The 17,018-nt window shown below is 59.1% G+C and carries 11 protein-coding genes; all 11 read left to right on the forward strand.

Annotated features, from left to right (window positions below; all coding sequences use genetic code 11):
• Nucleotides 1-16 precede the first annotated feature (16 nt).
• The 11 genes from SERS4_RS0116095 (at nt 17) to SERS4_RS0116145 (ending at nt 16,957) form a co-directional block, all read left to right on the forward strand.
• Nucleotides 17-1,003, forward strand: a complete 987-nt coding sequence (locus SERS4_RS0116095) for a hypothetical protein (protein WP_017893254.1) — start codon at nt 17-19, stop codon at nt 1,001-1,003.
• A gap of 17 nt (nt 1,004-1,020) precedes the next feature.
• Nucleotides 1,021-1,836: a type VI secretion system accessory protein TagJ gene (locus SERS4_RS0116100; protein WP_026142433.1), complete on the forward strand. Its 816-nt coding sequence runs from the start codon at nt 1,021-1,023 to the stop codon at nt 1,834-1,836.
• Between the two features lie 2 nt (nt 1,837-1,838).
• Entirely contained in the window at nt 1,839-2,414 is a 576-nt protein-coding gene (locus SERS4_RS0116105; RefSeq protein ID WP_017893256.1) for a type VI secretion system baseplate subunit TssE, read from the forward strand.
• 4 nt (nt 2,415-2,418) lie between these two features.
• Entirely contained in the window at nt 2,419-4,305 is a 1,887-nt protein-coding gene (gene tssF, locus SERS4_RS0116110; protein WP_017893257.1) for a type VI secretion system baseplate subunit TssF, read from the forward strand.
• Complete coding sequence (tssG, locus tag SERS4_RS0116115; RefSeq protein ID WP_017893258.1) at nt 4,302-5,375, forward strand: type VI secretion system baseplate subunit TssG; 1,074 nt, start codon at nt 4,302-4,304, stop codon at nt 5,373-5,375. Before tssF ends, tssG begins: the two co-directional genes overlap by 4 nt.
• 52 nt (nt 5,376-5,427) lie before the next feature.
• Nucleotides 5,428-8,091: a type VI secretion system ATPase TssH gene (tssH, locus tag SERS4_RS0116120; RefSeq protein ID WP_017893259.1), complete on the forward strand. Its 2,664-nt coding sequence runs from the start codon at nt 5,428-5,430 to the stop codon at nt 8,089-8,091.
• Nucleotides 8,092-8,139: 48 nt separating this feature from the next.
• Nucleotides 8,140-9,582: a serine/threonine-protein kinase gene (locus SERS4_RS0116125; protein WP_017893260.1), complete on the forward strand. Its 1,443-nt coding sequence runs from the start codon at nt 8,140-8,142 to the stop codon at nt 9,580-9,582.
• Nucleotides 9,583-9,667: 85 nt separating this feature from the next.
• Nucleotides 9,668-11,596: a type VI secretion system Vgr family protein gene (locus tag SERS4_RS0116130; protein WP_017893261.1), complete on the forward strand. Its 1,929-nt coding sequence runs from the start codon at nt 9,668-9,670 to the stop codon at nt 11,594-11,596.
• Between the two features lie 41 nt (nt 11,597-11,637).
• Nucleotides 11,638-12,078: a DcrB-related protein gene (locus SERS4_RS0116135; RefSeq protein ID WP_017893262.1), complete on the forward strand. Its 441-nt coding sequence runs from the start codon at nt 11,638-11,640 to the stop codon at nt 12,076-12,078.
• Nucleotides 12,079-12,080: 2 nt separating this feature from the next.
• Entirely contained in the window at nt 12,081-16,487 is a 4,407-nt protein-coding gene (locus tag SERS4_RS0116140) for an RHS repeat-associated core domain-containing protein (RefSeq protein ID WP_017893263.1), read from the forward strand.
• Nucleotides 16,484-16,957: a hypothetical protein gene (locus SERS4_RS0116145; protein ID WP_017893264.1), complete on the forward strand. Its 474-nt coding sequence runs from the start codon at nt 16,484-16,486 to the stop codon at nt 16,955-16,957. The genes SERS4_RS0116140 and SERS4_RS0116145 overlap by 4 nt, the downstream gene beginning before the upstream one ends.
• Nucleotides 16,958-17,018 lie beyond the last annotated feature (61 nt).

Here is a 17,018-nt window from a genome sequence, read left to right on the forward strand (position 1 = left end):
CACAGCAAGGTTACCTATGAAATACTGGATGCCCGGATTTATCGCCCTGATGGCGATACCGGCCGCGCAGGCGGCGAATTATCGCTTGGTCTACTCCCCCAGCCAGAAGCTGGAAGTGTTTATCGATGACGTCAAAAACAGCCAACCGGCAAGCTGGTGCGGCAAAACCATCCCGCTGCGCATCGTTTCGGCACAGAGCAAAGATCCCGCAGTCTTGGACGACTTCCTGCCGCGAGTTGGCAATCTGTTGGCCAAGCAGTGCGCCAAAGCCAGCCAACTCCCCTGGACTCTGACCGACAAACGCGGTGAAAAACTGGCGTCCGGCGAAGCCAGCAAGGCACGGGGCTGGAAGCCGGTACACAAACAGCAGGCCGTCGAACCGGCTGCCCCCCCAGCGCCGGTGATCCCCGCCGCCGTGGCGGTCACCTCGCCGCAGGCAGACAGCGCACCGGTACCCAAGTTTGACCTGCCGCAGGGCTGCCATTTCCGCACCTACTGGAGCGAAGAAGCCAACGGCAGCGCGCTGTTTATCCCGAGTGGCGACGCCCTGCGTTGTGGTGATGACGGCTGGTTAAACGGCAGCAGCAGCGTCACGTTACAGCAAGATGGCAAAACCGCCTCACCGGCATTGTCGTTCTATCAGGGCTATCCGCTGGTGAAGATCAACGTGGGTGAACACCCCTTGAACGTGGTCAGCGCCAACGTGCAGCGGCTGGTCCTCGGTGCCAACCCGCAGGCACCAGGCAGTTTCGCGCTGTTACCTTTCGCCCCGCAGCTTCACGCCTGGTCATTTAACGGTGAAGTGATCGTCGAAATGCCGCGTGCAGAAGCCGCAGACACCGCCAAAGTCAAACAACGTATTGAGCAGGCACAGCGCGCCTGGCAGCCACTGCTTGCCAGCCCGGCCACGCCGCTGAACTTCAAGCTGGTGGAAAAGCTGGCCGACGATCGCCTTGACCCTGCCAGTGGCAGCTACCTGTCGGTTAACAACGCCACTCACTGATTATTAAGGAAAGCCCTGTGAAATCATTAACAAACATGTTGCAAGGCGGCACGGTCAGCGCCGCTATCGGCTCAGTGGAAAATGAGATCAAAACGCGACCGGCGGATGCCGATCTGCGTGCCGCGCTGGTGCAACTGCTGTGTCTGGCCGGCAACTGGCAGCGCGCCAATGCGCAGCTGAAATCCTGGCAGGCATTGAAGCCCATCGCCCAGCCCACCACATTGCTGTTAATGCAATCGGTCAACGCGGAACTGCAGCGTCAGGCGGTGTTCGCCGGCGAGGCCCCTCCCGCGCTGCTGCAACAAAGTCAGCCCTGGTTGCAACCCATGATCCAGGCGTTGCGTCACGATGCCCTGGGCGAAACCGAACAGGCGCAGGCATTGCGCGGCGACGCGCTGGAAGCGGCACCGGCCAGTGCCGGGCAACTGACCCTGGCTGAACGGCCACAGCCCGTGGCGTTTGATTGGTTGACCGACGGTGATGGTCGTCTCGGCCCGGTTTGCGAACTGGCATTGAACGGCACCTATTACTGGCTGCCGTTCGCCGAGATTGCGGAAATTCAGTTCCAGGCCCCACAAAGCGCCGTCGATCTGGTGTGGAGCCATGCACTGGTGCGCCTGAACGACGGTCGCGAGCAGGTCTGCCAACTGCCTGCCCGCTATCCCCTGATTGCAGACAGTGACGATGCGCTGTTGCTCGGCAAACGCACCGAATGGCAAGCGCTGGGCGAAGGGCCGCACTACGCCGGACAGGGTCTGAAAACCTGGCTGAGCGAGAACGATGAGTTCCCGCTACACAGCCTGCGCCACCTGAGTTTTAACGCGAGCGCCTGACGATGAACAGCAAGCGGCCAACCCAACATGATGATGGTGACCTGCGCCGTCAGGGCTATCGCTCCCGCCAGGACAGCGAACGCCTGACCTCGCGCGACAAAATGCAGCCGGTGCTGCTCGACATGCTGACCGACGACGAACCGCAGAAAAAAAAGGAAGCTCAGGTGCGCAACCTGGTCTCGCACAGCGAACTGCGCCGCCGGGTGCTACGCGACCTGCAGTGGCTGTTTAACTGCGTGAACAGCGAGTCCAGCCTCGATTTGGGCGATTTTCCGCAGGTACGACGTTCAACCCTGAACTACGGCATCGCCTCGCTGGCCGGCAAACGCATGTCAGACATCGAATGGCAGGATATCCAGTTGGCGCTGACCGAATCCATCCTCAATTTCGAACCGCGCATCCTGCCCGAAGGGCTGCAGGTGCGCTGCATTTCAGACACCGGCTCGCTGGAGCTGCACAACGTATTGTCGATTGAAATCAAGGGGCGCCTGTGGTGCGTGCCCTATCCGCTGGAGTTTCTGTTCCGTACCGACGTGGACCTGGAGAACGGCCACTTCGATCTGAAAGACATAGGGTAAGCCGATGGACAGTAAACTTTTAGACTATTACAACCGCGAGCTGGCCTATCTGCGTGAGATGGGCGCAGAGTTCGCCGAGCAGTATCCCAAAGTGGCAGGCCGCCTTGGCATGCGCGGTATCGACGTAGCGGATCCTTATATCGAGCGGCTGATGGAAGGCTTCGCCTTTCTCACCTCGCGCGTACAATTGAAGATGGACGCGGAGTTTCCGCGCTTCTCCCAGCGTCTGCTGGAGATTATCTACCCCAACTATCTGTCGCCAACGCCATCGATGGCGATTGCCGAGCTGCAACCCGACAGCAACAAGGGCGATATCAGCAACGGCTTTGTAGTGCCACGCGGCACCATGATGGACAGCCAGTCGCTGAAAAAGAGTGGCATCACCTGCAGCTACACCACCGCACACGACGTCACGCTGCAGCCGGTGCGGCTGAAAAGCGTCGAACTGGGCGGCATCCCGGCCGATATTCCGCTGGCCAGCCTGGGGTTGCAACAAAGTGGCTGCGTCAGCGCGCTGCGCATCCGGCTGGAGTGCTATGACAGCGTCACGCTCAACAACCTGCAGTTGGACCAGTTGATGTTTTATCTCTCCGGCCCGGACTTGCAGGCACAGCAACTGCTGGAACTGCTGATGCAGCACAGCGTCGGGCTGATTTGCCAGACGGTGGAAGCGCAACCGCAACGGCGGGTGCTGGCAATGGACGGGTTGCGGCAGGAAGGCTTTGCCGCCGATCAGGCGCTGCTGCCGAACGATCTGCGTAATTTTGAAGGCTATCGCCTGCTGCAGGAATATTTTGCCTTTCCGGCGCGCTTTCAGTTCTTCAGCGTCAATGGCATACGCCCGCTGTTGCAAAGCGTACGCGAAGGCAAAAAAACGCTGCGGCAGTTTGAGATCCTGGTGCTGCTTGACCGTCAGGATGCGGCGCTGGAACGGGTAATCGACGTCGCCCATTTGGCGTTGCACTGCACGCCGGTGATTAATCTGTTCCCCAAGGTCGCCGAACGCATCACGGTCAGCGAAAAAAGCCATGAATATCATCTGGTGGTCGATAACATTCGTCCGCTTGATTATGAGGTGTTCTCTGTTCAGCGGCTCGGTGGCAGCGCCAGCGAAAAACGCTATGAGCAGGAATTCCGACCGTTTTACAGTACCCTGAGCGCGGATGACGGCAACTACGGCGCCTACTTTTCACTGCGGCGCGAACAGCGCACGTTGTCCGAACACGCCCGTCGTTACGGCACCCGCACCGGCTATGTCGGCTCGGAAGTGTTCGTCTCGCTGGTAGATGAACGGCAGTCACCGTGGCACAGCGATCTGAAATACCTCACCGCCGACGTGCTGTGTACCAGTCGCGATCTGCCGCTGATGCTGTTGCAGCAGGATCAGGGCAATTTCGTGATGCCGGACTCGATCCCGATCAAACAGGTGTCGCTGAAAAAAGGCCCGACGCCGCCGCGCCCGGCGCTGGCCGAAGGCATGATCACCTGGCGGCTGATCAGCCAACTGCAATTGAACTACCTCAGCATGATGGACGGCGACCCGGAACAGGGGGCTGCCAGCCTGCGTCAGCTGCTCGGCCTGTACGGCAACCTGAGCGAGCCGGCGATCACCAAACAGATCCAGGGCGTTCGCCACTGTAACCTGCGCCCGGTATACCGCCGGGTGCCCGAGCCGGGGCCGATCGTGTTTGCCCGCGGTATCGCCATCGACCTGACCGTGGATGAACAGTCGTTCTCCGGCAGCAGCCCCTACCTGCTGGGTAGCGTTCTGGAGCGTTTGTTCTCCCGGCTGGTAGCGATGAACACCTTTACCGAAATGACGCTTTCCAGCCAGCAGCGCGGTGAGATTGCGCACTGGCAGGCGCGCATGGGCAAAAGGACGCTGATTTGAGCACTCTTGACGCCGAGGCGGAACTGACGGCACCGCCACAGATCAATGCCTTGCATCGCCTGCCGGAGGATTTCTGGCTGCGGCTCGGCAATGCGCCTTATAAACACGATTTGTTTCAGCTGCTGCGGCGCCTCGACGCCCAGGGCGGGCAGGCATACCTGCTGGGCCGTGCCCCCCTGCCGCGCCATGAGATGCTGCGGCTGGGGCAGGAACCTTCACTGTCGTTCGCTCCGTCGACGCTGGCACAGGTCAGCCCACGGCCGCAAAGCCCGCTGCACGACGTTTCTATTTTCAGCTTTGGCCTGTTTGGCCCCAACGGGCCGCTGCCGCTGCACCTGACCGAATACGTGCGTGAACGGGTCTATCACCACCAGGACACCACCCTGCTGGCCTTTGCCAACCTGTTTCACCACCGGCTGACGCTGCTGTTTTACCGTGCCTGGGCCGACGCACAGCCCACGGTATCGCTGGATCGTCAGGATAACCGGCGTTTCGACCAATACCTTTCCAGCCTGATTGGCATCGGCCAGCCGGCGCAGCAGCAGCGCGACAGCATCAATGCCCATGCCAAGCATTTTATGGCCGGTCATCTGATTCGCCACAGCCGCGATCCGGAAGGCCTAAGCAAAATCTTGCAGCAGTACTTCAAAGTGCCGGTGCGCATCGTGGAAAACGTCCCGCACTGGCTGCGGGTAGAACCGCGCGAACAGGCGCGTCTGAAGGCCGGTCGCGGCGCCCCCCGGCTCGGTGAGTCTTCGTTCCTTGGGATTGCCGTGCGCGATATTCAGCACAAATTCCGCATCGAACTGGGGCCGATGTCGCAACAAAACTATGAAGGCTTCCTGCCCGGAGCCGAACTGTGCCGGCAGTTGCGCGACTGGGTGCGCCAGTATCTGGGCATTGAGTTTGTTTGGGAACTGCGGCTGATCCTGGCCAAGGATCAGCTCAGCGGTACCCAACTCGGCGGTGCCCAGCGCCTGGGATTAAGCACTTGGCTGGAGGACGCCCGTCAGCAACGCGACCTTGACGATCTGATCTTCAGCCCCGAACCGCTGGAAAACCCGTTCTGACTATTATTTTGGCCTGAGCCGCACAGCGCTCCGCCACGACCTGAGGAAAACCATGTCTGAAATCAGCCGCTCGGTATTATTTGGCAAACTCGATAGCCTGTTATTCACCTCTCTGGAAAGTGCGACGGCGTTTTGCAAGCTGCGCGGTAACCCCTACGTTGAGCTGGCGCACTGGCTGCATCAACTGATGCAGGCACCGGAGGCGGATCTGCAACAGGTGATCCGCCACTTTGCGCTGGATGAGGGGCAACTGGCACGTGACATCGTCGAGGCGCTCGATCGCCTGCCGCGCGGTGCCAGCGCGATTTCCGATCTGTCCGAACATATCGACAGCGCGGTGGAGCGGGCCTGGGTTTATGGCTCGCTGAAATTCGGTGCTGCGCAGATCCGCGGCGGCCACCTGCTGCTCGGTATCCTGAAAACCTACAGCCTGCGCCACTTGCTGAAAGCCATCTCCTCACAGTTCGATCGCATCAACGCCGATCTGCTGATGGAGCAATTTGCCACTATCACCGCCCACTCGGCGGAAAACAGCCTGACGCCGAGCGCCCAGGCCGACACCACGCCGACGGCAGCGCAGACCGGCGGCAGCGTGCTGGCGCAATATGCTCAGGATCTGACGGCCAAGGCGCGTAATGGCGAGATCGACCCGGTGACCGGGCGTGACGAAGAAATCCGCCAGATTGTCGATATTCTGATGCGGCGCCGTCAAAACAACCCACTGCTGACCGGCGAGGCCGGGGTTGGCAAAACCGCCGTGGTCGAAGGCCTGGCGCTGCGTATCGTGGCCGGTGACGTTCCGCCACAGCTGCGCGACGTCCAGCTGTATCTGCTGGATATCGGCATGCTGCAGGCCGGGGCCGGGGTGAAGGGCGAGTTCGAAAAACGCCTGCAAACGGTGATTGACGAAGTTCAATCCAGCCCCACCCCGATCATTTTGTTTATCGATGAGATCCATACGCTGATTGGTGCCGGTGGCGCACAGGGCACCGGCGACGCAGCCAACCTGTTGAAACCGGCGCTGGCACGCGGTCAATTACGTACCGTCGGGGCCACTACCTGGTCGGAATACAAAAAATACATTGAGAAAGATCCGGCGCTGACCCGCCGTTTCCAGGTGGTGCAGGTGCATGAACCGAGCGAAGACAAAGCGCTGCTGATGCTGCGCAGCACCGTCAGCCCGCTGGAACAGCACCACCGCGTGCTGCTGCTCGATGAGGCGGTCGACGCCGCCGTGCGCCTGTCGCATCGCTACATCCCGGCACGCCAGTTGCCGGACAAGGCCGTGGCGCTGCTGGACACCGCCTGCGCCCGCGTGGCGGTCAGCCAACATGCCGAGCCTGCCCAGGTGGAAGACTGCCGCCACCGCATTGAAGCGTTGCAGATTGAATGGGATATCGCCCGGCGCGAAGCCAAGGTCGGCATCGGCAATCCGCAGCGCCCACAAGATATCGAGGCTCAGTTGGCACTGTTGCAACAACAACTCGAACAGCTCACTGCCCGCTGGCAGGAGGAGTTGGCGCTGATCCAACAGATTATCGACCTGCGCGCCCAGTTGCATCGGGAAGAAATTGAGGCCGAACCGACTGACGAGGCCACCGAGGAGCCACAACCCGCGCCCTCTGCCGATGAACTGCGCGCGCAATTGGCGCAGTTGCAGCAACAGCTTGGCGAACTGCAGGGCGAGGCCCCGCTGATTTTCGCCGCCGTCGATGCCAACGTGGTGGCCGCAGTGGTGTCCGACTGGACCGGCATCCCGCTGGGCCGCATGGTGAAAAACGAGATCGACGCGGTACTGCAACTGGCGGATACGCTGAACCAGCGGGTTATCGGCCAACGGCATGCACTGGATCTGATCGCCCGTCGGGTACGCACCTCACGCGCGCGGCTGGACGATCCGAACAAGCCGGTCGGGGTCTTTCTGTTGGCAGGCCCTTCTGGCGTCGGGAAAACCGAAACCGCGCTGGCGCTGGCGGAAACGCTATACGGCGGCGAGCAGAACGTGATTACCATCAACATGAGCGAGTTCCAGGAGTCGCATACCGTTTCAACCCTGAAAGGTGCCCCTCCCGGCTATGTGGGTTACGGCGAGGGTGGCGTGCTGACCGAAGCGGTGCGCCGTCGCCCTTACAGCGTGGTGCTGCTGGACGAAATAGAAAAAGCCCACCCGGACGTGCACGAGATCTTCTTCCAGGTGTTCGATAAAGGCTGGATGGAAGACGGCGAAGGCCGCCACATCGATTTCCGTAACACCATCATTATTCTGACCTCTAACGTTGGCACCGATCTGATCGCCGGGCTGTGCAGCGATGCGGACCTGATGCCGGAGCCGGAGGCACTGAGCGGCGCCCTGCGCGAACCGCTGCTGTCGGTATTCCCGGCGGCGCTGCTCGGCCGCTTGCTGGTGGTGCCTTACTACCCGCTGACCGACGCCACGCTGGGCAATATCGTGCGCCTGCAACTGGGGCGAGTGCAGCGCAGACTGGCGGAGAACCACGATATCGCCTGTACCTTCGACGATGCGGTAATCGAGCAAATCGTCAGCCGCTGCACCGAGGTGGAGTCCGGTGGCCGCATGGTCGACGCTATTTTGACCAACACCCTGCTGCCGCAGATCAGCCACACCTTACTGACCGGCAGCGCCAACGATCAGCGCTATCGCCAACTGCATATCGCGCTGCAGCAAAACGAATTTATTTGTCAATTTCAGGCATAACGCCGCGGCCGCCGGTATGGCGGCCATCGTTCACAGAGAGTCATCATTATGTCGGGAACCGGGGTAAGCAAACCGAATTCAAACAGCCTGCCGATCGGCTATAGGTTCAATGAGTTCGAGATCAAGGAAGCTATCGGCGAAGGCGGTTTCGGCATCGTCTACCGCGCCTACGATCATCAGCTGGAACGCACCATTGCCATCAAAGAGTACATGCCGACCTCGCTGGCAATGCGCAATGACGATCTGAGCATCGGGCTACGCGGTGAGCGTTTCAGCAAAACCTTCCAGGCCGGGTTAAACAGCTTCATTCAGGAAGCCCGCCTGCTGGCGCGTTTCTCACATCCAGGGCTGCTGCACGTACTGCGCTTTTGGGAAGAAAACGGTACCGCCTACATGGGCACCCAGTTTTACAGCGGCACTACCCTGAAGAACCTGCAGGCGCAGCAGCCGGAGAAAATCGACGAGGCCTGGATCCGCAGACTGTTGCCACCGCTGTTCAGCGCCATCAACACCATCCATCAGGAAGGTTATCTGCACCGCGACATTTCACTGGATAACATTCAGATCCAGGAAAACCAGTTGCCGGTGCTGCTGGACTTCGGCTCAGCGCGCAAAGAGATCGGCAACCTGTCCGACGAAACGGAAATCATGCTCAAACCGGGCTTCGCGCCGATTGAACAATACACCGAGAACAGCGACGGTGAACAAGGCCCCTGGACCGACATTTACGCTCTGGGCGCCGTGCTGCATACGCTAATCGTCGGTTCACCGCCGCCGGTCAGCGTGGTGCGCAGCATCGAGGACAGCTACCAACCGCTGACCGAGCGGCGCCCGGCGGGGTATTCACTGGAACTGCTGCGCACTATCGACCATGCGCTGGCGTTGAAACCGGAAGACCGGCCACAAACCATCGACGAAATGGCCGAACTGCTGCATCTGCCGATTGCCGATGAAAACGAAATCATCAGCACCCCGGCCGCCGCACCGGAAAACCTGCTGGTGGCCACCAATCCGGCCGCCGGTGCCGCAGCGGCAGGCGCCGTTACCGCGCACGGCATGAAGCTCACACGCCCGATGATGGCAGGTGCAGGCGTGGCCGCTTTGCTGGTGATCGGCGTCATCGCCTGGCTAAGCGGCGGCGACAGTACCCCTGCCCCGATAGCGGCCAATACGCCAGACAGTGCAGCGGTGGATAAACCCATAACGCCGCCACAAAGCGCACCGCAGACGGCCGAACAGCCGCCTGCAGCCCAAACCCCTCCGGCACCACCGCCGGTGGCACTGGTGTATTTCAAACTGCAACCCGGTGAGCAGGTCAGCCTGGACGGCAAACCCCAGCAGGTGACCCCCGGTGACAACGGTTTTGCCCGCCTGAATTTGGCACCGGGCAGCTATCAGTTGGAAATCCGCCATAACGACCAGTTACGCCGCCAACAGCTCAGCATAGAGAACGCCGGCACCTGGCTGGTCAACCCGGTCATCGCAGGCTAACCCTCCGCTTTTCCGGCCCGTCACCGCGGGCCTTCACCGTATTTTCATGAGATTGACGCATGCGTCATTCACAGAGGACGTTCTCATGTTGGATCGTATTATTGCGCATACGCCACTGGGCCAGGAATCATTGCTGTTCCGTTCGCTGGAAGGGACTGAAGCCCTTTCCTCACCCTTCGATTTCGCCATCGAACTGCTGAGCAAAAACGCCCGCCTCGACCGCAAAGCGCTGCTGGGCCAACCCCTGACGCTGGAGATCCCGACCCAGGGCTTTCTTGGTCCGCCCCGCTACCTGAACGGCAAGATCACGTCGATCGCCGTCAGCAGCGAAGAGATCGGCGGCACCCGTTATGCGGTGTATAACCTGCACGTGCAGCCGGATCTGTGGCCGATGACCAAGGACCGCAACTTCCGCATCTTCCAGGAACAGACGGTGCCGCAGATCGTCAAGACCCTGCTGACCGAACATAATATTCAGCTGGAAGACCAGCTCACGGGCGACTACCGTCTATGGGGCTATTGCGTGCAGTACAACGAGAGCAGCTTCAACTTCATCAGCAGGCTGATGGAGCTGGAGGGTATCTATTACTATTTCAAACACGAGATGGGCAAGCACACCCTGGTGCTGGGCGATGCGCCTCACCATCATCAGCCCTATCCCGGCTATGAGATGATCCCTTACCATCTGACGCCGTCTGGCGGCAGTACCAGCGAAGAAGGCATCAGCCAGTGGACCCTGTCCGATCACGTCACGCCGGGTATTTACAGCCTCGACGATTACGACTTCCGCAAACCCAATGCCTGGCTGTTCCAGGCACGTCAGAACCCCGCCTCACCGACGCCGGGCCAGATTGACGTTTACGACTGGCCGGGCCGCTATACCGAGCATCAGCAGGGGGAGTTCTACGCCCGTATCCGTCAGGAAGCCTGGCAGGCCGAGCATCAGCAGATTGAAGGCACCGCTACCGCACTGGGCATCGCCCCCGGTAGCACCTTCACGCTGTATAACGCCCCGCATGCGGACGACAACCGCGAATATCTGACGCTACAGGCCAAATATAACCTGAAGGAAAACCGCTACGCCAGCGGCGACGATCAGCACAGCGAACACCGTATCGATTTCACCGTGCTGCCGGCGGATATTCCCTGGCACCCGGCGCAACAGGCCAGTTGGCCAAAAACCCACGGCCCGCAGACCGCCAAAGTGGTCGGCCCGGCCGGTGAGTCGATCTGGACCGACAAATACGGCCGCATCAAGGTGAAATTCCACTGGGATCGCTTCGGGCCGAAAGACGACGGCAGCTCCTGTTGGGTGCGCGTGTCCAGCGCCTGGGCCGGCCAGGGTTACGGCGGAGTACAGATCCCACGCGTCAACGACGAAGTGGTGGTGGACTTTATCAATGGCGATCCGGACCGGCCGATCGTGACCGGTCGCGTGTATAACGACGCCAGCATGCCGCCCTGGGCACTACCGGCCGCCGCAACCCAGATGGGTTTTATGAGCCGCACCAAGGATGGCACCGCCGACAACGCCAACGCCCTGCGCTTCGAAGATAAAGCCGGTTCGGAACAGGTGTGGATCCAGGCGGAACGCAACATGGACACCCAGGTGAAGAACGATGAGAGCCATACCATCGATAAGAACCATACGCACCTGGTCGGTGGCAATCAGATGCAACGGGTGGTGCTCAACCAGGCAACTGGGGTTAAAGGCGACGCTTCGTCGCTGACCGGCAAAACGCGTGCCGACAATGTGGTAGACGCCTTCACCCTGGGCTCAGGGGAGTCACTGCGGCTGGAATGCGGGGAAAGTGTCATTGAGCTGCGGGCCAATGGCCAGATCAACATCACCGGTACCAGCTTTAACATCACGGTCAAAAACGACGGCGAGATCAACACCGGCGGCAAGCTGCAACTCAATCAACCGGGCGGTGCCGCGCGCACTGCCGCCCCAGGGCCTGATCACAAAACGGCAATCCAGGGTGCCGTCGACCAGTTGTTCCCAAAATCCTGACCACCGAACTTTTCGGCCCTCAACACGTTTAGAGAATACCCATGAATTATCTTTTCCAGGAAGGTCATTTCACCCTGCCCACCGGCCCTTGGCAGGACTGCACCGTCAATATCCTCAAAAACCCGCAGACCGGCGCTTCTCTGGTGATCACCCGTGGCGCGATCCCGCAGGACAGCACGCTGGAAGACGAATTTGAAAAACAGTGGCAGGCGCTGTTGCCGCAGATCACCGATTTGCAGCAGTCACCACGCCAGCGCATCAGCGTCGGGCCAAACCACCTTATCCGGGCTATCGAGGTCACCAGCAATTTCATCCGCGCCGGCCACCACCATTATCAGCATCAGTTAGCGGCACAGCCCGAGGGGAGCCAGACGCTGCTGATCGTGACGTATTCCTCAATGAAGCCTTTCACCCGCGAGGATGACCATGAATGGCAGCAGGTGAAAGCTTCGCTGGCATTGACCGGACAGGATGACCGATAACCATGAGCGATATTTGGGCGGCAAGAAAGGATGACGAACTGATCCATACCAGCCCGCTGGCGGACATCGCCAGCGCCGTTGCCGAGGTCGCGGTTTACTCACTGGCGACAGCCGCCGTTGCGGCCGCAGCGGCAGCGGCAGCTCCGGCACTGGCGGGTGTGGCGGTGTTGGGTGCGGCGGCAACAGCGGCCTCCGGCTGTGTCGGTGCCGGTCTGATCGTCGGCTTCACCGCCAGCCTGACCGGCGTCGGCGAACATATCAGCAACGGTTGTGACACCGTGGCCAACTGGCTGTTTCCCCCGGTGGTCTCCGGCGTGATCCTCACAGGATCGGCCAATGTGTTCACTAACGCCAAACCGGCCGCTCGTGCCGCCGGGCGGTTGCTCACAGCTGATGAGATCAAAGCCCTGCCCGGGCCGCAACCGCCACAAAGTTTTTGGGATTACGGTTCTGAGCTGCTGGCCGCCGGGGGCAATATCATTTCCCAGTTGTGGCAGCCCAGCGTCGCCGGTCCCAGCCTGCCCAGCCAGGCGCTGGAAGAAGACAAGATCGCTTGCGACAAGCACCCCAGCCCGCAATATCTGGCGGAAGGTTCTGGCAAGGTATTCATTAACGGTCAACCAGCCGTGCGCAGTAACGACCGTTCAACCTGTGAAGCCAAGGTCTCGACCGACGTTTCAAAGAACGTCCTGATCGGCGGCGATGCAGTTGTGGTGCGGGATATCAAAAGCGGCAAACTGCCAGGCATCGGCCTGGCGCTGACCGTACTGCCATTGCTGCTCGGCAACCCGTCCAAACTGGTCAAGAACCTGCCCTGCATGATTGGCGGCGGGCTGGCGGCGGCAGGTGCCAATGCGCTTGGGGAAGCGATCCACGCCGCGTTTAATCCAGTACACGCTGCCACCGGTGCCAAGGTCCTGAACGGCGAAGAGGATATCGATCTGCTGCTGTCGGCGCGCTTCCCACTGGTCTGGCAGCGTAATTACAACAGCCGTAACCGCTATCAGGGCCTGTTCGGTCACGGCTGGCGTACACCGTTTGAAACCTGGGTCGATCTGGCTGACGACGGCAAAGGCGGTGTCGAATGCTGCCTGCATGATGAAACCGGCCGCGAACTGCGCTTCCCGCTACCCGAGGTGAACAAACCCAGCTTCAACGCCGGTGAAGGTTTAATGTTCCGCAGCGGCGAAGAAGGTCAACTGGTCATCGCCGATACCGATGGCAGCGTGTGGCGACTGTTTGTCCCGCTGCCACAGGAGCCCTCTCGCCTGCGGCTAATGTCGCTGAGCGACGAATATGACAACGCGCTGCTGTTGAGCTACGACAAACAGCAACGCCTGAGCCAGATCAGCGACAGTGCCAACGCCATGACGTTGGCACTGGAATACGCCGATGCTCGCTTTGCCGATCGCGTTACGGCACTGTGCCATAACCAGCAGACACGGGTACGCTATTGCTATAACGACACCGGCGATCTTCACCAGGTGGTTGACGCCGGTGGCCTGATTACCCGCGAGTTCCATTATAACGATCAGTCTCTGTTGACCCGCCATCAGCAGGTGGGCGGCCCCTATTTCGAATATCGCTGGGCGATGTTTGACGACTGGCGGGTGGTGGAACACCGCGATGAAGCCGGTGGCGGCTGCACCATAGATTACGATTTGGCGGCAGGCCTGACCACCGTCACCGAATACGATGGTCTGCAACACAGCCACCGCTGGAACAGCCAGCAGTTGATTACCGAATACACCGACGAGCGCGGTGAAGTCTGGCGCTACCAGTGGAACGACGAAGATATGCTGGTCGCGAGCCAGGATCCGTTGGGCCATGGCTGGCAATTTCGCTACGACGAAGCCGGTAACCTGGTCGAAGAACAAGATCCTCTCGGCAATATCCGCCTGACACAATGGCTGCCACAGCGCGCGCTGCCGGTCAGTATCAAAGCACCTAACGGTGGCACACAGTATTTTTATTACGATCAGCGCCACGCGCTGGTAGCCGACGTCGATGCACTCGGTCACACCCAGCGTTATTTGCGCGATGACTACGGCCAGGTCGTACAGTCGGTCGACGCCAACGGCGGCATCAGCCATTTCGCCTATGACGAACACGGCCAGTTGATCCGCGCCCGCGATTGTTCAGGTAAACAGACCACCTACAGCTACCTGCCACAAGGCTGGTTAACCGAGGTCACCGATGCCGCCGGTGAGAGCACCCGTTACCATTACGATAACGTCGGCCGCCTGACACAGTTGCAGCGTGCCGAAGGCTGGCAGGAGAAACTGGGCTGGAACGCACAGGGTCAGCTGGTGCATTACCAGGGGGCCGATGGTCGCCTGACACATTACCGTTACGACAGCGTCGGCCGCCTGCTGGCCACCCGCAACCCGCTCGATGGCGAAGTGCTGCGCAGCTACGATACTCGTGGTCGGCTGACCGCCCTGCGCAATGAGAACGGCGAGAGCTACTGCTTCCAGTGGACAGCGGCCAACCTGCTGCAGGAAGAGACCGGGCTGGACGGTATCAGTACCCGCTATCGTTATGACGAGTGCCGTCGGGTTATTGAGCGCATCTTTGCAGCCAATACGCCTGCTGCCTTTTCACACTACTTCAGCCATGACGCCGCCGGACAACTGTTGAACAAGCAGACACCGGACGGAGAAACCCGCTATCGCTACAATCCGGTCGGCCAGTTACTGCACGCCGCCTTCTATCGCGGCGATGTATGGCGGGATTTTCAGCCGGAAGCGGAGAGCGAAGCCAGCTTCAGCTATGACCTGTTGGGTCGGGTGCTCAGTGAGCAAGGTAATCAGGGCACGCTGAACTACGATTACGACCCGATGGGCAACCGCACGCAAATTGCTCTGCCCGACGGCCGCACCCTGCGTTCGCTGTACTACGGCAGCGGCCACCTGCTGCAGGTGGCGCTGGATGACGTTACCATTAGCGAGTTCGAGCGTGACAACCTGCACCGTGAGTTGAGCCGCACCCAGGGCCGACTGACCAGCCGGCTGCACTACGATCGGCTCGGCCGCAAAGATCGCCGGGAGATTTTTCACGACAATCGCCAACGTCCGGCCCCTGCCAGCAGTTCGCGGCAGTGGTTCTACGACTATCAAAATAACCTGACGCGCGAAGAACAGAACGCCAACCCGTTCGCCTATCAGCGTTATCACTATGACGCCGCAGGCCGTCTGCTAAGCCAGGACGGCACCTTGCCAGACACCGAGCGCTACCGCTACGATCCGGCCTCCAACCTGTTGGATGAGGGGCAATTCCGCCAGCGGCATAACCGCGTTATGCACTATCAAGGCATCGATTACCGTTACGATACCTTTGGCCGCACGGTGGAAAAACGCAAGGGTCACTACCGCTGGCAGTACCATTACGACGCCGAACACCGACTCTGCGAAGTGGTACGTTACAGCCTGCACCGCAGCGAACCCTTGCAGCATATGCAGTTCCGTTACGATCCACTCGGACGGCGCACGCAAAAACAGGTATGGATGCAAAGCCAGGACCTGCGCCAACCGGGCGGAAAACGCCAGACCACCACCTTCCTGTGGGAAGGTTTCCGACTGTTGCAGGAAACCCGCGACGGCATGCCGCTCACCTATGTGTATGCCGATCAGGGAAGCTATGAGCCACTGGCACGTATCGACGGCGGGCCGCAGGCGCAGGTGTTTTACTTCCACACCGCGCCCAACGGCGAACCGGAAAGCCTGACCGACAGCGACGGTACCCTACGCTGGCAAGGCCACAGCAGCGCCTGGGGCAAAACAAAGTATGAAGAAAATCAGCAGCATCTGGATTACTCCCAAAACCTGCGCCTTCAGGGCCAATATCTGGATCGCGAAACCGGATTGCACTACAATCTGTTCCGTTATTACGACCCGGATATCGGCAGATTTACCCAGCACGACCCGATTGGTTTGGCGGGTGGGATAAACCTTTATCAGTATGCGCCGAACCCTTTGGGGTGGGTGGATCCGCTGGGTTTGAGCCGTACATGTAAAGATCCCTCGAAAGACGCGACTCAGTGGCAAGGGCCGCATAATCGTGATTATCCTGGGATAGATACTTATAACAACAGGACACTTAAAAAGGGCACAATATTGTATGCCTTGCATCCAAATGGAGATCAACTACCTCCTTACACAGTTTCACATCCAACTGTCAGACAGTATCGCGGTGATACTTTAGGCTACCATGAGGCGTTACAAGTGAAACTAAACCCCGCTTTCCCTGTAAGGACTCAAGTAAGAGCATATTATGTTTCCGAGGATATCTTTGTTGCTAGTGGGCGCGCGACTGCCAACCCCCAATGGGGTAAAGGTGGAGGAATGCAGTTTTACATCCCTGAAGAAGCTAGAGGGAAACTCATACCAGGAAAAATCATTGACATATGAATATAATAACGTTTGATTTTAATACAGGCTCTTTATTTGTTAACAAACATTTACTAACCATTTCCAGTTATGACTCTTTTATCAGCTCTGAACTTTTTGTTAAGACCAGGGGGATTGAAAAGTCCGGAGCATATTACTTTAATCTTCCCAATGTAGAGTGGATGGGCGAATTATTTTTCATGGAAATAAGACCATCAATAGGTCATTTTTCTCCTTGTATTTTCTTAATCAGTAGAACTGGGGATTTTTTCAACTCACTTAGTTCATGGGAGAAAAGAGCAGACCTTAGTGGTTTGAAAAATGAAGAAGAAAGGATGATAAATTGGGTACGGAGCAACAAAGAAAATGGAGATGAGAGAGTGATCACCCAGCCCCCCTATGGAGTTCAATGGGTATATACTTGGGGTGATATCGCTGTACAGTCCAATGCTCAGACTTTTGACTGTGGAATATACATCACATGGTCATAAAATTACTCCATGCGGTAAAATATAATTAAAAAAATATCACCACAGAAGTGAGTAAAAAATT

This window comes from Serratia sp. S4, from assembly GCF_000347995.1.
Lineage (GTDB): Bacteria > Pseudomonadota > Gammaproteobacteria > Enterobacterales > Enterobacteriaceae > Serratia > Serratia quinivorans.